Raw genomic sequence first — 17,776 nt, forward strand, 5'->3', positions numbered from 1 at the left:
GCCAGCATGGTGCTGGTCACGGTTTCGAACATGCGCATGGGTAGGTCTCCGATGCCGGAACAATATCCGGCAAGCGGGATATGGTCTTAGTTGCGTGCTGTCGCAATTTTGTAACGCGTAATCGCAATTGCGTTGCGTGCACTTTGGCGCGATCTCGTGATTGGTCACTGTCCAGCTTCATCCGTCATCCTGACGAAAGTCAGGATCCAGAGCCAAGCAGGACAGCGTTTGGTTACTCTGGATCCTGACTTTCGTCAGGATGACGAGGGGAGTCAGGCTGCGCCGAAGACGCGGGTGAAGATCGTGTCGACGTGCTTCAGGTGATAGCCGAGGTCGAACTTGTCCTCGAGTTCGGCATCGCTCAGCGTCACTTCGGGATCAGCCTTGAGCAGTTCGAGCAGCGACAGGGCACCGTCCGAATCCCACACCTTCATCGCATTGCGCTGGACCAGCCGATACGCGTCCTCGCGGCTCACCCCCGCCTGCGTCAGCGCCAGCAGCACACGCTGCGAATGGACGAGACCGCCCATCTTGTTGAGGTTCTTCAACATCCGCTCGGGGTACACGACCAGCTTGTCCATCACCCCGGTCAGCCGCGCGAGCGCGAAGTCGAGCGTGATCGTCGCATCGGGACCGATATACCGCTCGACCGACGAGTGCGAGATGTCGCGCTCATGCCAGAGCGCGACGTTTTCCATTGCCGGCGTCACATACCCGCGGACCATTCGCGCGAGACCGGTGAGGTTCTCGGTCAGCACGGGGTTGCGCTTGTGCGGCATCGCCGACGACCCCTTCTGGCCGGGCGAGAAGAACTCTTCGACTTCGAGCACTTCGGTACGTTGGAGATGGCGGACCTCGGTCGCGAGCCGCTCGATCGAGCTGGCGATCACGCCCAGCGTCGCAAAGAACATTGCATGGCGATCGCGCGGTATCACCTGCGTCGAGACGGGCTCGACCGACAGGCCGAGCTTGCCCGCGACATACTCTTCCACGAACGGATCGATGTTCGCGAACGTCCCCACCGCGCCCGAGATCGCGCAGGTCGCGACGTCCTCGCGCGCCGCCACCAGCCGCGCGCGGTTGCGCGCGAACTCGGCATGCGCCTGCGCCAGCTTCAGCCCGAACGTCACCGGCTCGGCGTGGATGCCGTGGCTGCGGCCGATCGTCGGCGTCATCTTGTGCTCGCGCGCACGGCGTTCGAGCACCACCAGCAGTGCGTCGAGATCGGCGATCAGGATGTCGCTCGCCTTAGCCAACTGCACCGCCAAGCACGTGTCGAGCACGTCGGACGAGGTCATTCCCTGATGCATGAAGCGCGCCTCGGGGCCGACATGCTCGGCGACGTTGGTCAGGAAGGCGATCACGTCGTGCTTGGTCTCGCGCTCGATCTCGTCGATCCGATCGACCTCGAACGCGCCCTTTTCCCAGATCGCGGCGGCGGCTTCCTTGGGGACCACGCCGAGTTCGGCGAGCGCGTCGGTGGCGTGCGCCTCGATCTCGAACCAGATCTTGAAGCGCGCTTCGGGCGTCCAGATCGCGACCATGTCGGGGCGGGAATAGCGGGGGACCATCGGGTTTCCTCGGGAGCGTGAAGGGTAGGGCGCGTCGCGTGCCGTTCGGCCCGCGGTTGCATGCGAAACGCGGTAGCAGGACGCAGGAGAAGGTTCAAACACCCGTCGCGAGGTATAAATCGGGCGACGTGGCGCGTATAGAATGGGGAAGCGGTTCGCTATGCCGAGTATATATCGGGCATGGTCACAAAATCGCTTAGTAGACGCGTAGAACACTACCGGAGAGACGCAATGTTGAAATATGCTATGCTGGCCGGCGCGGCCCTGGTTGCTGCACCCGTATTGGCGCAGTCGACCACGACATCCCCGCAGACTTCGGCGCCGAGCGGTGCTGCTGTCGGACAGGCCGCCCCATCTGGTACGCCAACCGATGCCGTCCCGATGCAACCCGCCGCACGCGAGCAGCCAGCTACCGGCAGCCAGGTCGCACAGGTCGTCGACACCGAGTTCCCGACCTACGACAAGAACGGCGACGGCAAACTCAGCGCGACCGAATTCGGCGGCTGGATGGTCGCGTTGAAGTCCAAGACCGATCCGTCGACCAAGCCGGACGCGCCCGAGACCAAGAAATGGGTCTCCGCCGCCTTCGCGCAGGCCGATACCGACAAGAGCAAGTCGCTGACCAAGACCGAAGTCACCAGCTTCCTGTCGCAGGGCTGACCTCGCGAACGGGTCAAAGGGCATCGACCTCCCGCGACCTTTGACCCGTCGACCCCATAGGACGAAGTCGCGGTCAGCCGGACTTGCGCGCGGCCCGTTCCTTCTCTGCCAGCGTCTCGGTCAAAATCTGGCCCTGCGCTTCGACGGCGGCCTCGAGCAGCCGATCGGACGTCTCTACGGCTGCGTCCGGCGTCAGCGATACCGCAACGCCGTCCGGCCCATCGACCAGTACCTGGCCATGATCCGCCGTCACGGTCGAGGCTTCGTCGTGTAACTTGTTGTCCACATGCAATTCCTTCGATGAGACAACGAAGGTGCGCGTGAAACGGCCCGGGTTTTGCGGGAACTTACACGCTTATCTTATTGCGTCAGATCAACCCCTGGGCGCGCAGGCTTACATGGCCGGCGGTACCCATCACGATATGGTCGTGGACGGTGATGCCGAGCCGCTTGCCCGCCTCTGCAATCGTCCGCGTGATGTCGATGTCCGCGCGGCTCGGGGAAGGATCCCCGCTTGGGTGGTTGTGGACGAGGATGATCGATGCGGAGCCTAGGTCGATCGCGCGGCGGATGACTTCGCGGACGTATACGGCGGCCTGGTCGATCGAGCCCTTGCTCATCACCTCGTCGCGAATCAACATGTTCTTTGTATTGAGATGCAGCACGCGAAAGCGCTCGATCGCGTGGTGCGCCATATCGGCCCGGAGATAATCGAGCAGCGCCTGCCAGTTGGCGAGCACCGGGCGGTCGCTGACGTGCGACTGGAGCAGGCGGATCGCGGCGGCGTGTGCGATCTTGATCGCCGCGGTCGAGATCTCGCCCATGCCCTTTACCCGGCCGAGCGCTTCGGCATCCGCGGTCAGCACCCCGCCGATCCCGCCGAACTCGCGCATCAGCGCCTTGGCGAGCGCCTTGGTATCGCCGCGGGGGATCGCGATCGCGAGCAGGTATTCGATGAGTTCATGGTCGAGCAGCGCATCGCTGCCGCCTTCGAACAGGCGTTTGCGGAGGCGACCGCGATGGCCCTTCAGATCGTCCCCCCGGACGTCAGCGTCTTCGTCCGGATCGGCCATTTTGATATGCTAGCACATCCACGCGCAATTGCATGAGAGCCTCGCTCCCGCCTATGCAGGTCTTGAAAGCGTGGCGGAGTAAGTAGGTGAGTGAGACGAGCGAGACAGGGGCCGACCCTCGCCGTCCTGCGACTGCCCGCCGCGTTGCGCTGGTGGTGGCGCTGCTCCTGATCGCGGGGCTGGTCGTCTTGTGGCTGGTGCGAAAACCGATCGCCGAGGGGTTCATCGACCGTGAACTCGCCAAGGCCGGCGTGCCAGCACGCTACGACATCGCCGACCTCGCGCTGGGTGGCCAGCGATTGACCAACGTCGTGATCGGCGATCCGGCGCATCCCGATCTGGTCGCCGATTGGGTCGAGACGCGGACTGGGGTCGGACTGTCGGGGCCGTATCTGGAGGGCGTGCACGCAGGGAAGGTCCGGCTGCGCGGGCGACTGGTGGATGGCAAGGTCTCGCTCGGTGCGATCGACAAACTGCTGCCGGCGCCGTCGGGGAAGCCGTTCGCGTTGCCCGCGCTCGACGTATCGGTCGCCGATGGTCGGATGCGGCTGGAGACACCGCAAGGGATCGTCGGTTTGAAACTGGCTGGCTCCGGCAAGCTCGACGACGGGTTCCGCGGTACGCTGGCAGCGATCAGCGAGCGGCTCGATGTCGGCGGGTGCGTGATCGATCGGCTCGCGGCGACGGTGAAGTTGCGGATCGACGCGGCGAAACCGACGATCACGGGGCCGGTGCGCGTGTCGCGGCTCGCCTGCGGGACGACGCAAGTGGAGCGGATCGTGGCCGATCTGGACGTCGGCCTTTCGGCGGCGCTCGATCGTTGGCAGGGTAAGGCGACGCTCAAGACGGGCGCAGCACGGACGCCGGGTGTGACTTTGGCTGGTGCCGGGGGCACGATCGACTTCACCGGAAGTGCGGCGGCGACCGGCGGCAAGGCGAACATCGCTGCCGATACCGTTCGCACCACCGAGGGCGGCGCGCGTCGGGTTTCGCTCGCGGGCGCCTACCGGATCGGCCAGCAGATCGCGTTCGATGGGCGAGTCCAGGCGAGCGGGGCGGCGGTGGCGCAGAAGCGACTCGCGGGGCTGGCGGGCATCGGTGATGCGGGCGCCGGGACGCCCGTCGCGCCGTTTGCTAAGGCGGTAACGCAGGCGGTCCAGAAGGCCGGCCGCGGATTTGCCGCTGACGCCGACCTTCGCGTGCGGATCGATGGCGGACGCGGCAAGGCGATGCTGTCCCGTCTCGCGCTCGCCTCCGCCAGTGGTGCGCGCGTGGCGCTTGGCGGCGGGAGCGGGGTTGCGTTTGGCTGGCCGAATGGTGGCGTGCGGCTCGACACGGTTCTTGCGATGCGCGGCGGCGGCTTGCCCGAGGCGCGCGTGTCGCTGGTGCAGGCGAAACCAGGCGCAGCGATTCGCGGCCTCGCCACCATCGCGCCCTATGCGGCGGGAGACGCGCGACTGGCGCTGACGCCCGTCACCTTCAGCGCGACGCCGGGCGGGGCAACCTCGATCGCGACGCGTGTCACGCTCGGGGGACCGATCGGTTCGGGCGGTTCCGCCAACCGGGTCGACGGTCTGTCGATGCCGGTTGCGGTGCTTTGGGACGGTCGCGGACGTCTGGTCGTCAACACCGGTTGCGTGCCTTTGGCAGTCCAGCGCCTGGCGATATCCGGGTTGGTGCTCGATCCGTCGCGGCTGACCTTGTGCCCTGTCGACGGCGCGCTGGTGCAGATCAACGGTGCTCGGGTCAGCGGCGGCGCGAAGATCGCTGCGGCCAAGTTGGGAGGGCGACTCGGCACCACCGCGATCACGCTCGCGACCGCCGGAGCGACCGTGCGGCTGGCGGATCGCGGCTTTGCGATCGACGGCGTGCAGACCCGGATCGGCGCGCCGGAACGTGGCACGCGACTCGATTTCGCCACTGTCACGGGCCGCATGAACGGGCGAGGCGTGGCCGGTGCGTTCACGGGTGGCTCGGGACAGATCGCCAACGTGCCGCTGCTGCTCGGGGAGGCCGCCGGCGACTGGACGCTCGTCAATGGCGCGCTCAACCTCACCGGCGCGATGGGGGTTTCCGATGCCGCGCCGACTCCTCGGTTCAAGCCGCTCCCCGCGCGCTCCGTAACGCTTCAGTTGGTCAACGGCACGATCACCGCGGCGGGCACGCTGTTCGAACCGACCACCAACACCAAGGTCGCCGACGTCACACTGACCCACGCGCTCGGCGCCGGCGCAGGCAAGGCCGACCTCGCCGTACCCGCGATCGCGTTCGCCAAGGACAAGCTGCAACCCGACGCGCTGACCCCGTTGACCTTCGGCGTGATCGCCGACGTCAACGGATCGGTCAGCGGCGAGGGGCATATCGCCTGGAACCCCGATGGCGTGACGAGCAATGGGGTATTCCGTACCGCCGGCACCGATCTTGCCGCCGCATTTGGCCCCGTCACGGGGATCGCTACCGAGATCCGCTTCACCGACCTGCTCAATCTCCAAAGCGCGCCGGGGCAGGTGGCGACGATCCGCACGCTCAACCCCGGTATCCCGGTCAACGACGGCACGATCCGCTACCAGACGCTCCCGGGTGCGCGCGTGCGCGTTGAGGGCGGGCGGTGGCCGTTCGCGGGGGGATCGCTGACGCTCGACCCGACGCTGCTCGATTTCTCCGCGCAGTCCGAGCGGCGGATGACGTTCCACGTCGCGAACATGGCCGCCGACCAGTTCCTGCAACAGTTCGATTTCAAGAATCTTGATGCGACCGGGATCTTCGACGGCGTGCTGCCGATGATCTTCGACGAGACCGGCGGCCGGATCGAGGGCGGCGACCTGCGCGTCCGGCCGGGCGGCGGCACGCTCGCCTATGTCGGCGATCTAAGCCAGAAGGATCTCGGCGTCTGGGCGAACATCGCGTTCCAGGCGCTGAAGTCGCTGCGCTACCAGTCGTTGCGGGTCGGCATGAACGGGCCGCTCGCGGGCGAGATGGTTACCGACGTCCGCTTCGCCGGGATCAGCCAGGGGGAAGGGGCAAAGGCGAACTTCATCGTCCGTCGCCTGCAAAAACTGCCGTTCATCTTCAATATCCGGATCAAGGCGCCGTTCCGCGGGCTGCTGGATTCGGCGCAGAGCTTCTATGATCCGAAGCGGCTGATCCAGCGCAACCTCCCCGCGTTGCTGCAACAGCAGGCCGCGCCCCCGCCCCCCAACCCGACGCCCAAACTTCCAACCATTCAGCCTCCCGCAAGCAGGATCGTGCCATGACCGAAACAGGATTGAAGAAGCTGGAGCAAAGGCCGATCTTGCGCAGGATGACGAGGACGATCGCGATTATCGGGCTGACGGCCGCCCTGCCGGGCTGCATCAACGTGTCGGCGCCCGACAAGCCGATCGAGATCAACCTCAACATCAACGTCACGCAGGAAGTGGTCTATCGTCTCGATGGCGAGGCGAAATCGTTGATCCAGCAGAATCCGGGGATATTTTGATATGAAGAAGGTCATTGCCATGATTGCCGCAGCGGCGGTTCTCGGCGGCCTTTCGGTGGCGGCGTCGGCGCAGCGCGATCCGGCCTATGCCGCGGCGCGTGCGGGCGGCGAGGTCGGCGAGCAGCCGGACGGCTATCTTGGCCTCGTCGGGGCGGCAAGCGGCGATCTGCGCGCGCTGGTCAACAACATCAATATCCAGCGCAAGTCGGCGTACACGGCAAAAGCGCAGGCGAGCGGCGCGACGGTCGAGCAACTCGCCTTCACGAGCGGCTGCAACCTGATCCTGCAGACCAACCCCGGCGAAAAGTACAAGACGCCGAACGGTGTCTGGAAGACCCGCACCGCCGGTGCGCCCGAACGCGATTCGCGCTGCGTTTAATCTGAAGTGCTCCCCTCCCTGACTAGGGAGGGGTTGGGGGTGGGTAGGCCGCTTGGGGACCGTAACGGCAGCCAACCGGCCAACCCACCCCCGGCCCCTCCCTTCCAGGGAGGGGGGAAGAAGTAGGGTTGGCCCAATCCCATCCGCAGCCCCATTGATGACGCTCCTGTCACACCGGTTGACTTGCACCCCCCCCTTTTCTAAACGGACCGCGCCTTGGCGGGATCGCTCGTCGCTGCTTGCTTCCTCCCCGATGCGAAATCAGGTGGAGGAACGTGCGTGGCGGAGATCGAACCCGGACAGGACCCCCAGGGTGTTGAAGATCCGCGACTTTCCGCGCTCGATGAGCGATTGCGAGAGGCGCAGCATCGGGAAACGCTCGCAAAGGGGCAGAAGGGGGCGGATGCCGAGCGGGGGTACTCGCAAGGCAATCGCGTCATTTCCGCTCTGATCGGGAGTCTCGTCGGCAGTGCGCTGATCGGATGGTTGATAGACCATTGGTTCGGCACTGGCCCTTGGGGACTGATCGTGCTGCTGTTCCTCGGGATAGCGGTCGCGTTCAGGCAGATCATTCGAATTTCAGGCGAACGCCCGGAGTAACCGGGCGTTTGTCGTATCAAGACGGCAGGGATTCCACGTGGCGGCAGAACAGGGCGGCAAGATCGATCCGATGCACCAGTTCCTGATCGAGCCGGCGTTCGGCTCGCACTGGATCGTTGGTGGCTATGACCTGTCGTTCACCAACTCCGCATTGTGGATGGTGGTGACGCTGGTCGCGCTTTGGGCGTTCATGATCGGTGGCATGAAGCGCGAGCTCGTCCCCGGTCGCTGGCAGATGGCGGTCGAGGGCTTCACCGGCTTCATCTCGGGCATGCTCGAGCAGAATGTCGGCCCCGGCGGCAAGCGCTTCGTGCCCTATGTCTTCTCGCTGTTCATGTTCATCCTGTTCGCGAACATCATCGGGCTCCTGCCGTTCGGGATCGTCCCCGGCGTGCACCCGTTCACCGTGACCAGCCACATGACCGTCACCGGCGTGCTGGCGCTGATCAGCTTCGCGATCGTGCTGCTCGTCGGTTTCGGCAAGCACGGCTTCCACTTCTTCTCGCTGTTCGTGCCGAGCGGCACGCCCGCGCTGATGATCCCGCTGATCTTCGTGGTCGAGCTGATGTCGTTCCTGGTGCGTCCGTTCTCGCTCGGTCTGCGACTGTTCGTGGCGATGACCGCGGGGCATATCCTGCTCAAGGTGCTGGCCGCGTTCGTGATCAACGGCCTGAACCTGGGCGGGATGTATATCGGTCTGGTGACCGCGCCGAGCATGCTGTTGATGATCGGCATCACGCTACTCGAGCTGCTGGTTGCCGCGATCCAGGCATATGTGTTCGCGTTGCTGACGTCGGTCTATCTGAACGACGCCGTAAACCTTCACTAAGTTTTCTATTTACCAACTGATTTTCAAAGGGAATTTACCATGGACGCACAAGCAGCAAAGATGATCGGTGCCGGCCTCGCAGCGATCGGCATGGGCCTCGCAGCACTCGGCGTGGGCAACGTGTTCGCTCAGTTCCTCGCCGGCGCTCTCCGTAACCCGGGCGCAGCTGACAGCCAGCAGGGCCGTCTGTTCATCGGTTTCGCAGCAGCCGAGCTTCTCGGTCTGCTCGCCTTCGTCACCATGATCATCCTGGTGTTCGTCGCCTAACCACTCGCTGATTTGGCCGGGCAACCGCGCCCGGCCGGATTAACGCAGGACAGACCAATGCCCCAGATTGCCCAGATAGCCGCTACCTACGCCTCGCAGATCTTCTGGCTGCTCCTTACCTTCGGCATCCTGTATTTCGGGATCGGCAAGGGAATGGTGCCAAAGATCGTGTCCAATGTGGACTCGCGCGAAGGCAAGATCGCCGGCGATCTGGCGGCAGCGGTCGCCGCCCGTGCGCAGGCCGATACGGTCCAGGCGAACTGGCAGGCCGAAAGGGACGCGGCCCGCGTTGCGGCGCAGGCGGAGACCGCGGCAGCAGCCAAGCGTGCGGCGACCGCATTCGAGCAGCAGGTCCATGCGGCCGACGCCGACCTTGCCGAGCGGCTGGGTCATCACGATCTGGCGGTCGCGAACGCTAAGGCCGAGGCGCTCTCGAACTTGCAGGGTGTCGCCGCCGAAGCAGCACAGCAATTGGCCGCCAAGGTAGCCGGCCTCCAGGTCAGCCTGGACGCGGCGACCGACGCGGTACGCAGGACGACGGCGCATGGCTAATCCAGATTCGGCCGCAAAGGTCATCCACGGCGAGGGCATGGCGCCCGAGGGTGCGATCGACAACCAGGGCCTCCAGGGTCACACGGCCGCGCCCGGCGGCGTCGAGCATGTGCCCGACCCGACCGCGCTCGGCCTGACCTCGACCGGTTGGGTCGCGGTGGCGATGATCGTCGTCATCCTGCTGATGATCTGGAAGAAGGTTCCGGGGATGATCGGCAAGATGCTCGACACGCGCATCGCCGGCATCCGCACACAGCTCGACGAAGCCAAGGCGCTCCGTGCCGAAGCCGAAGCGATTCGCACCGAGTACGAGGCGAAGGCCAAGACCGCGCACGTCGAAGCCGAAGCCATGAAGGCCCACGCCCACCACGAAGCCGCGGCGATCATCGCCAAGGCCAAGGCGGGCGCCGAAGACCTCATGACCCGCCGCGCCAAGATGGCCGAGGACAAGATCGCTGCCGCCGAACGCGCCGCAATCGCCGAAGTCCGTGCGCGGGCGGCGGATGCTGCGGCGAAGGCTGCCGGTATCCTCATCGCCGAGCATCACGACGCAGCCGCCGATCGCATGATGGTGGACCGCTCGATCTCGGGCCTCAGCCGCCTGAACTAACCGGGGGCAGCGCTCGAAGCGCTGCCGTTCCCCCGCGAAGGCGGGGGCCCAGGATCTCATAGGACAGCGCCTGCAACCCTGGACCCCCGCCTCCGCGAGGGAACGGTAGTTCGCTTGGCGCTTTTCCTGTTTTGCACAGACGGCCGTCTCTTCCCGGGTTTCCGGCGGCCGAGTCTCCAATCTGAGCCCGTTGGAGAACACCTATGTCCTGGCTCATCCTCGCCGTCGCCGTCGTCACCGAAATCTGCTGGGCGCTTAGTCTAAAATGGGCGGCCACCGTCGCCACGTGGCAGGCCTCCAGCGTCCCGATCATCCTCAGCTTCGTCAACATGGGCCTGCTCGCGCTCGCGATGCGCGGCCTCCCCGCCGGCACCGCTTACGCGATCTGGACCGGCGCGGGCGCGATCGGCGTCATCATCGGCGGCGTCATCCTGTTCGGCGACAAGGTCAGCGGCATCCAGGCCTGCTTCATGGCGCTGACCGTAGTCGGCATCGTCGGCACCAAGGTCTTCGCTCAAACCTGACCTCTGCCTTCGCCCGTGGACGTCGAGAAGGTTGTTTCACGCGAAGGCGCAAAGGCGCGAAGAGAAGGAAGATTGGTTCGCGCAGAGGCGCAGAGAGCGCGGAGGAGTTGCGCTTTGGACTGATGTTCGGATTGCTAAGAGGATCTTGAGCCTTCGGCGATCTGAGAACGGACGCTAATTCCGATCGACCCTTCTCTCAGCGTCCTCTGCGCCTCTGCGCGAAAACAACCTTCTCTTCGCGCCATCGCGCCATCGCGTGAACATCACTGCCTTCCGCTGGCATAACCCCCTCGCACTCCCTAGATTCCCCAACGATGTCCTCCCCCAATTCCCCCGACCGGTTCAACGAAGACAAATCCACATTCGCTGTCCGCGGTGGCGGTGAAGCGCCCGACCTCGCAGCAGGCGTAGCCGCGATCCGGAACGTGCTCGACACGCTGCCGATCCGCCCCGGCGTCTACCGGATGCAGGACGCGCGGGGCGACGTGCTCTACGTCGGCAAGGCGCGTGCGCTTCGGAACCGCGTCGCGAACTACGTCCAGGTCGAGCGGCTGACGAAGCGCCTCCAGCGGATGGTGTCGCAGACCCGGTCGATGACGATCGTCACGACCAACAACGAAGCCGAGGCGCTGCTGCTCGAATCGCAGCTCATCAAGCGGTATCGCCCCGCCTACAACGTGCTGTTGCGCGACGATAAGAGCTTCCCGTTCATCCTCCTGCGCGACGACCACGCCTTCCCGCGCGTCCAGAAGCACCGCGGCGCGCGCCGGGCGAAGGGCAATTACTACGGCCCGTTCGCCAGCGCCGGGTCGGTCAACAACACGCTCAACGCGCTCCAGAAGCTGTTCCTCCTGCGCAGTTGCACCGACAGCTTCTTCAAGACCCGCGACCGGCCGTGCCTGCTGTATCAGATCAAGCGCTGCTCAGCCCCTTGCGTCGGCCGGATCGACGAGGCCGCGTACCGGGAACTGACCGAAGATGCGAAGGCGTTCCTCGGCGGCAAATCGACCGGCGTGCAGGCCAAGCTCGGCGCGCAGATGCAGGCCGCCGCGGAGAACATGGACTTCGAACTCGCGGCGCTGCTCCGCGATCGTCTCCGCGCGCTCACCTTCATCCAGGGCACGCAGGCGATCAACGCGGAGGGTGTGGGCGACGCCGACATCTTCGCAATGGCGTGCAAGGACGGCCTGATCGGCATCCAGGCGTTCTTCATTCGCGGCGGCCAGAACTGGGGTCATCGCAGCTTCTTCCCGCAGCACACCAACGACGTCCCCGAGGACGAGGTGCTGACCAGCTTCCTCGGCCAGTTCTACGAGGAGGTCCCGCCGCCCAAGCAGATCCTGCTCGACCGCGAACTGACGGAAGGCGCACTGCTCGCTGAAGCATTAGGCGAACGCGCCGGCTACAAGATCGCGCTGCAGGTCCCGCAGCGCGGCGACCGCCGCCGCCTGATGGATCAGGCCAAGCGTAACGCGATCGAGGCGATCGAACGCCGCCAGGCCGAATCGACCACGCAGGCCAAGCTGCTGCGCGAGGTCGCCGACCTGTTCGACCTCGCCGAGCCACCTGAGCGCATCGAGATCTACGACAACAGCCACATCCAGGGCACCGCCGCGACCGGCGCGATGGTCGTCGCGGGTCCCGAGGGCTTCCGGAAGGGCCAGTATCGAAAGTTCAACATCAAGAACAAGGATACCGCCCCGGGCGACGATTTCGCGATGATGCGCGAGGTCTTCACGCGCCGGTTCTCGCGCGCGCAGGCCGAGGACCCCGATCGCGATTCGGGCGACTGGCCGGATCTCGTCCTGATCGACGGCGGCAAGGGGCAGCTCAACACGGTGAAGGCCGCGCTCGAGGAGATCGGCGTCGAGGACGTGTGCCTGGTCGGGATCGCCAAGGGACCGGAACACGGCCGCGATGGGCGAGAGGTGTTCCACATGCTCGACGGCCGCGAGTTCCAGCTTCCGGTCAATGCGCCGGTGCTGTTCTACCTCCAGCGCCTGCGCGACGAGGTCCATCGTTTCGCAATCGGCGTCCACCGCGACAAGCGCAGCAAGGCGATCGGCGCCAGCCCGCTCGACGAGGTCCCCGGCATCGGCCCCGCACGGAAAAAGGCGTTGCTGATGCACTTCGGCACCGGCCGCGCGGTGCGCAATGCGAGTTTGCAGGACCTGCAACAGGCACCCGGCGTGTCTGCGGGCGTCGCGCAACAGGTCTACGACTTCTACCACTCGCGATAGTTGCAAGCGCACGGTTTGGGTGGCCGGGTGTCATTTGCGGTTGGAAGAAAACGAAACGCAAAGTTCACGACCTCTTGATAAGACCTTATCTGTGCCCACGCCCGTGTTTCTTACCGTCGATACCGAATTCGCATGGCGGCATCACGTCGCCGGGCTCGATTGCGAGGGGATTTACGCGCGATCGCTGGAGCCGGCGGGCGTCGGGCTCGGCTATCAACTGGCCAAACTCGCGCGTCACGATCTCAAGGCGTGTTTCTTCGTCGACCCTATGCCCGCGATCACCTTCGGCCTCGCACCCGTTCGTCGCATGGTCGAGACGATCCTCGAGGCCGGACAGGAAGTGCAGCTCCACCTCCACCCCAATTGGACGACGGCGCGTGCCGGGGATCGCGGCGTCGCGCATGATCGGTTCGAGCTCTTCGATTACGCGTATGACGAGCAGGTAGCGTTGCTCGTTCGTGCGACCGAGTTGCTCGTCGACGCCGGCGCGCCCAAGCCCATCGCGTTTCGCGCCGGCAGCTATGCCGCGAACGACGATACGCTTGCAGCGCTGGCATCGCTCGGGTTCGCGTACGACAGCAGCCACAATGGCTCGGACGGGCTGAGTCGAATCTCGCTGCCCGCGCGCCAGATCGCTCCGGTTCGGCGCGGCGGCAAAGGTGCGCACTCCGAGCCGGCCGGGATCATCGAGGTGCCGGTCACGGTGATCGAGGACGTGCGGGGTCGGGTCCGCACCTTCCAGCTGTGCGCGCTGTCCGCCGGTGAAAGCTATGACGCGCTCGAGCACGCTGCAGCATCGGGGCATGCGGCCGTGACCATCGTCAGCCACGGCTTCGAGCTGGCCAACCGTCGCGGCACGCGCGCGAATGCGGTGCATGTCCGCCGCTTCCAGGCGCTGTGCGACATGCTCGCGGAAATGCGCGACGTGCTGCCGACCACCCATTTCGCCGATGGCCCGACGCTGGCGCTGGATCGCGACGACACGCCGCTCGGACCCGATCCTTTGCGGACCCGATGGCGGCAGGCCGAACAGCTCTGGTCGAACTGGATTTCGGAACGGCCGCGATCCCGGCGCCACTGATGGCGGTTGCCCTTCCTCCGCAAACGCTCGCGCTCAAACTTCAGGTCGGCGCGCGGACGCTGGTGCAGATCGACCGGCGGCTGGTGCGCATACCCTATTCGCTCGAAGATGCGCTCGTGGTCGTCCGTGCGTCGCTGCCGCGCCTGCCGGACGACGCGGACGGCTATCTGCTGACCTCATTGCCGGATGCCCACCCGGCCGAGGCGGGGGAGCCGGGTTTCGACGATCATCGCCTGCTGACGGCGGTCCGCCAGCGGTATGTTCGCTACCATGTCGATCTCACCGCAGGAGAGGCAAAATGGCTGGCGGGGATGTCCGCCAACGCGCGATCCGGCATCACGCGCAAGACGCGCAAGGTCGCGGCGGCGAACGGCGGCACGCTCGACATCCGGGCCTATCGCACGCCCGGTGAGCTTGCCGTGTTCCATCGGTTGGCGCGCGCGATCTCGGCGACGACGTATCAGGAACGGCTGCTCGATGCCGGACTGCCGGACGACCTTGCCGATCTGCTGCCGTTCGCGGCGACGGATCGGTTGCGGGCATGGCTGATGTTCGTCCGGGATGTGCCGATCGCGTATCTGTGCTGCACCGGCGATGGCGGCTCGCTGCGCTATGCCTTTGTCGGGCACGATCCCGCGCAAACCGATCTGTCGCCCGGTGTCGTGCTGCTGGCCGAGGCGCTGCGCCAGCTTTTCGCAGAACGCCGCTTCGTGCGGTTCGATTTCACCGAGGGCGAAGGCCAGCACAAGCGGCAGTTCGCAACCGGGGGCATCGCCTGCATCGATGTGCTGCTGCTGCGGCCGACGATCGCGAACCGGGTGACGGTCTCGGCATTGAACGTGTTCGAGCGCGGGCTGACGATTGCGAAGCGGGCTGTCACGCATCCGGCCATCAAGCGCTTCACGCGGACGATCACGCGCTGAAACGCACGGACCGCCACCGCGTGCCCCTCCCGCTATCCGTCCGGGCGGGCTAGGAGAGCGGATGCATCTGCGCGCCACCGCCATCGTCGTCGCCGTCCGCCAGCATGGCGAGCACGGCGCGATCGTTCGCGCGCTGACCCGCCACGACGGCATTCAGCCGGGCTATGTCCGTGGTGGCCGGTCGCGGGCGATGCGCCCGGTGTTGCTCCAGGCGAACGTGATCCAGGGCGAATGGCGTGCGCGCACCGGTGAGCAACTCGCGTCGCTGACCGCCGAGCTGGTCCACAGTCGAGCCGCGCTTCACGGCGAACCGCTCGCGGCGGGAGCGCTCGAATGGGCGACCGCGCTGACTGCTGCGGCGCTGCCCGAGGCGCAGCCCTATCCGTATATCCATGACGCGCTGGACGGCGTGCTCGGGGCGATCGAGGCGGCGCCGTCGGCGCGGGGCTGGGCGGCGGCACTAGTGCGGTATGAACTGCTGGTGCTGGCGGAACTCGGTTTCGGCCTCGACCTCGATCGCTGCGTAGCGAGCGGCGCGGACGACGATCTCGGGTTCGTGTCTCCCAAGAGCGGCGCGGCCGTCTCGCGCGGCGCGGCGTTCGGCTACGAGGCCAAGTTGCTCAGATTGCCGCCCTTCCTCAAAACTGGCGGCGAGGCGGACTGGTCCGACATCTTCGACGGCCTGCGTCTGACCGGCCATTTCCTGGCCCGTGATATTCTCGTCGATCGTCGCGCCGATCCGTTGGCGGCACGCGACAGGCTGGTCGATCGGCTCAAAAGGGCGGTTGCGTGAGCGCGCCTCGCCCGGCAAGGGCCGCGCAGGAGGAACGCACATGCCCTTGATCGCGATACTGGCCGGCGACGGCATCGGACCCGAAGTCACCGCGGAAGCGCGGCGGGTGCTCGATACGCTCGGTCTCGACCTCGGCTATGAAGAGGGCCTCGTCGGCGGCGCCGCGTACAAGGCGGTCGGTCATCCACTGCCTCCCGAGACACTCGACCTCGCCCGTCGCGCGGACGCCGTGCTGTTCGGCGCGGTCGGCGATCCGGACTGCGATGCGCTCGAACGCCAGTTCCGCCCCGAGCAGGCCATTCTCGGTCTGCGCAAGGAACTGGGCCTGTTCGCGAACCTGCGGCCTGCCAAGCTGTTCGCCGGCCTGGAGGACGCTTCCGCGCTGCGTCCCGAGATCGCCCGCGAGATCGACATGGTCATCATCCGCGAACTCACCGGCGACGTGTATTTCGGCGCAAAGGGCTTCCGCACTACGGCCGACGGCCTGCGCGAAGGCCATGACGAGATGCGCTATGACGAGCGCGAGATCGCGCGCATCGCTCGTGTCGGATTCGAGACCGCGCGCACCCGGAAAGGCAAGCTGCTCTCGGTCGACAAGGCGAACGTCCTCGAGACCTCGCAGCTGTGGCGCGACGTCGTGATCGAGGTTTCGGCAGACTATCCCGACGTCGCACTCAGCCACATGTATGTCGACAACGCGGCGATGCAGATGGTGCGCAACCCCGGCCAGTTCGACGTGATCGTCACCGGCAATCTGTTCGGCGACATCCTGTCCGATGAGGCGTCGATGTGCGCCGGCTCGATCGGCATGCTGCCGTCCGCCGCGCTCGATGGCACTGGTCGCGGCATGTACGAGCCGATCCACGGCAGTGCACCCGACATTGCCGGGCAGGGCAAGGCCAATCCGTGCGCCGCGATCCTGTCCGCGGCGATGATGCTGCGCCACTCGCTCGACCTGCCCGACGCCGCGGACCGGATCGAGGCGGCGGTCGCCGAAGCGATTCTCGGCGGCGCGCGGACGCCCGATCTTGGCGGCACGCTGTCGACTCGCGCGATGGGCGATGCGGTGCTGGCACACCTCGGTTGACGCCTGATCTGCTCGAACTCGCGGTCGTCATTCCGACGTTCAACGAACGCGCCAACGTCCCGACGCTGATCGCCAAGCTCGATCAGGCGCTGGCGGGACGCCACTGGGAGGCGATCTTCGTCGACGACGACAGTCCCGACGGCACCGCCGAGGCCGCGCGCGAGATCGGCCGGCTCGACAGTCGTGTCCGCGTGATCCAGCGGATCGGCCGGCGCGGGCTGTCGTCGGCCTGTATCGAGGGGATGTGCGCCACCGCCGCGCCGATCGTCGCAGTGATCGACGGCGATCTGCAGCATGACGAGACGCTGCTGCCTGCGATGCTCGATCTGCTGCGGCGCGACGATCTGGACGTGGTCATCGGCTCGCGCTTCGTCGACGGTGGCGGCACCGGCGACTGGGACCGGGACCGCGTCGCCAAGTCGGCGCTGGCGACCCGGCTGTCGCGGCGCGTGCTGAAGGCCGACCTCAGCGATCCGATGAGTGGCTTCTTCATGATCCGCACCGATATTGCCCGCCGGCTCGCGCCCGAGCTGTCGGCGATCGGCTTCAAGATCCTGCTCGACCTGCTGACCGCATCGCCGATCCCGCTGCGCTTCGCCGAACTGCCCTACACCTTCCGCATCCGCTCCGAGGGCGAGAGCAAGCTCGATCATGTCGTCGCGATGGAATATCTGATCGCGCTCTACGATCGGATGTTCGGGCGGTTCGTGCCGGTGCGGTTTGCGATGTTCTCGGCGATCGGCGTGCTCGGCGTCGGCATCCACATGGGCGTGCTGACGGCGATGTTCGTCGGGCTGGGCGTCCAGTTCGTGCTGTCCGAAATCGTCGCGACGCTGGCTGCACTCACCTTCAACTTCTTCCTCAACAACACGCTGACCTACCGCGATCGACGCTTGAAGGGCTGGCGGCAGCTGGCGGACGGGTGGGTGTCGTTCGCGGTGATCTGTTCGGTCGGCGCGGTCGCGAACGTCGGGATCGCCGCGTTCCTGTACGAGATGCGGGACGGTGCCTGGGCGGCCTCCGCGCTGATCGGCGTGCTCGTCGGCGCGGTGTGGAACTACGCGCTGTCGTCGAAATTTACCTGGGGCCGGTACTGAGCGGGGCAGGGC

19 protein-coding genes are annotated in these 17,776 nt (G+C 66.1%); 16 read left to right on the plus strand and 3 right to left on the minus strand.

Translation table 11 applies throughout. From position 1 onward, the window contains the following. Nucleotides 1-272: 272 nt before the first annotated feature. Nucleotides 273-1,571: an adenylosuccinate lyase gene (gene purB, locus O6Y00_RS01245; protein ID WP_353440853.1), complete on the minus strand. Its 1,299-nt coding sequence runs from the start codon at nt 1,569-1,571 to the stop codon at nt 273-275. A gap of 231 nt (nt 1,572-1,802) precedes the next feature. Here purB and O6Y00_RS01250 point away from each other — a divergent pair, with 231 nt between their 5' ends. Beyond that, nucleotides 1,803-2,231: an EF-hand domain-containing protein gene (locus tag O6Y00_RS01250; RefSeq protein ID WP_353440854.1), complete on the plus strand. Its 429-nt coding sequence runs from the start codon at nt 1,803-1,805 to the stop codon at nt 2,229-2,231. A gap of 73 nt (nt 2,232-2,304) precedes the next feature. Here the strand turns inward: O6Y00_RS01250 and O6Y00_RS01255 are convergent, their stop codons facing one another. Together O6Y00_RS01255 and radC are read right to left on the minus strand one after the other, a co-directional pair. Beyond that, nucleotides 2,305-2,517 (minus strand): hypothetical protein, encoded by a 213-nt coding sequence (locus tag O6Y00_RS01255; protein WP_353440855.1) that lies wholly within the window; start codon nt 2,515-2,517, stop codon nt 2,305-2,307. A gap of 82 nt (nt 2,518-2,599) precedes the next feature. Next, a complete protein-coding gene (radC, locus tag O6Y00_RS01260) occupies nt 2,600-3,304 on the minus strand; it encodes a RadC family protein (RefSeq protein WP_056488537.1) in 705 nt (234 codons plus the stop codon). A gap of 86 nt (nt 3,305-3,390) precedes the next feature. Here radC and O6Y00_RS01265 point away from each other — a divergent pair, with 86 nt between their 5' ends. The 15 genes from O6Y00_RS01265 to O6Y00_RS01335 all read left to right on the plus strand — a co-directional run bounded on the left by O6Y00_RS01265 (nt 3,391) and on the right by O6Y00_RS01335 (nt 17,764). Then, a complete protein-coding gene (locus O6Y00_RS01265; protein WP_353440856.1) occupies nt 3,391-6,558 on the plus strand; it encodes a YdbH domain-containing protein in 3,168 nt (1,055 codons plus the stop codon). Continuing rightward, nucleotides 6,555-6,782, plus strand: a complete 228-nt coding sequence (locus O6Y00_RS01270) for a YnbE family lipoprotein (protein WP_060527168.1) — start codon at nt 6,555-6,557, stop codon at nt 6,780-6,782. Before O6Y00_RS01265 ends, O6Y00_RS01270 begins: the two co-directional genes overlap by 4 nt. A gap of 1 nt (nt 6,783) precedes the next feature. Continuing rightward, nucleotides 6,784-7,161 carry a YdbL family protein gene (locus O6Y00_RS01275; RefSeq protein WP_056055405.1) on the plus strand — a complete coding sequence of 126 codons (378 nt, stop codon included), beginning with the start codon at nt 6,784-6,786 and terminating at the stop codon, nt 7,159-7,161. Nucleotides 7,162-7,440: 279 nt separating this feature from the next. Beyond that, nucleotides 7,441-7,761, plus strand: coding sequence for an AtpZ/AtpI family protein (locus tag O6Y00_RS01280; RefSeq protein ID WP_056488546.1), 321 nt, complete (start codon nt 7,441-7,443; stop codon nt 7,759-7,761). A 70-nt stretch (nt 7,762-7,831) separates the two neighbouring features. Then, nucleotides 7,832-8,590 (plus strand): F0F1 ATP synthase subunit A, encoded by a 759-nt coding sequence (locus O6Y00_RS01285; protein WP_060527334.1) that lies wholly within the window; start codon nt 7,832-7,834, stop codon nt 8,588-8,590. A gap of 39 nt (nt 8,591-8,629) precedes the next feature. Then, nucleotides 8,630-8,857 (plus strand): F0F1 ATP synthase subunit C, encoded by a 228-nt coding sequence (locus O6Y00_RS01290; protein ID WP_055873230.1) that lies wholly within the window; start codon nt 8,630-8,632, stop codon nt 8,855-8,857. Between the two features lie 57 nt (nt 8,858-8,914). Continuing rightward, on the plus strand, nt 8,915-9,409 hold the full coding sequence (locus tag O6Y00_RS01295; protein WP_353440857.1) for a F0F1 ATP synthase subunit B family protein: 495 nt from the start codon (nt 8,915-8,917) through the stop codon (nt 9,407-9,409). A gap of 37 nt (nt 9,410-9,446) precedes the next feature. Beyond that, complete coding sequence (locus O6Y00_RS01300; protein WP_235518928.1) at nt 9,447-10,019, plus strand: F0F1 ATP synthase subunit B family protein; 573 nt, start codon at nt 9,447-9,449, stop codon at nt 10,017-10,019. A gap of 203 nt (nt 10,020-10,222) precedes the next feature. Then, on the plus strand, nt 10,223-10,543 hold the full coding sequence (locus O6Y00_RS01305) for a DMT family transporter (RefSeq protein ID WP_056488555.1): 321 nt from the start codon (nt 10,223-10,225) through the stop codon (nt 10,541-10,543). Between the two features lie 314 nt (nt 10,544-10,857). Next, nucleotides 10,858-12,783 (plus strand): excinuclease ABC subunit UvrC, encoded by a 1,926-nt coding sequence (gene uvrC / locus O6Y00_RS01310; RefSeq protein ID WP_056055419.1) that lies wholly within the window; start codon nt 10,858-10,860, stop codon nt 12,781-12,783. A gap of 103 nt (nt 12,784-12,886) precedes the next feature. Beyond that, nucleotides 12,887-13,864 (plus strand): polysaccharide deacetylase, encoded by a 978-nt coding sequence (locus O6Y00_RS01315; protein ID WP_353440858.1) that lies wholly within the window; start codon nt 12,887-12,889, stop codon nt 13,862-13,864. Then, nucleotides 13,798-14,787, plus strand: coding sequence for a GNAT family N-acetyltransferase (locus O6Y00_RS01320; RefSeq protein WP_353440859.1), 990 nt, complete (start codon nt 13,798-13,800; stop codon nt 14,785-14,787). The genes O6Y00_RS01315 and O6Y00_RS01320 overlap by 67 nt, the downstream gene beginning before the upstream one ends. 61 nt (nt 14,788-14,848) lie before the next feature. Next, nucleotides 14,849-15,580 carry a DNA repair protein RecO gene (recO, locus tag O6Y00_RS01325; protein ID WP_353440860.1) on the plus strand — a complete coding sequence of 244 codons (732 nt, stop codon included), beginning with the start codon at nt 14,849-14,851 and terminating at the stop codon, nt 15,578-15,580. Nucleotides 15,581-15,620: 40 nt separating this feature from the next. After that, the gene (gene leuB / locus O6Y00_RS01330) at nt 15,621-16,667 is read left to right on the plus strand and encodes a 3-isopropylmalate dehydrogenase (RefSeq protein WP_353440861.1); all 1,047 of its coding nucleotides are present in this window, start codon (nt 15,621-15,623) and stop codon (nt 16,665-16,667) included. Further along, on the plus strand, nt 16,664-17,764 hold the full coding sequence (locus tag O6Y00_RS01335) for a glycosyltransferase family 2 protein (protein ID WP_353440862.1): 1,101 nt from the start codon (nt 16,664-16,666) through the stop codon (nt 17,762-17,764). The genes leuB and O6Y00_RS01335 overlap by 4 nt, the downstream gene beginning before the upstream one ends. Nucleotides 17,765-17,776 lie beyond the last annotated feature (12 nt).

The organism is Sphingomonas faeni, assembly GCF_040407565.1.
Lineage (GTDB): Bacteria > Pseudomonadota > Alphaproteobacteria > Sphingomonadales > Sphingomonadaceae > Sphingomonas > Sphingomonas faeni_F.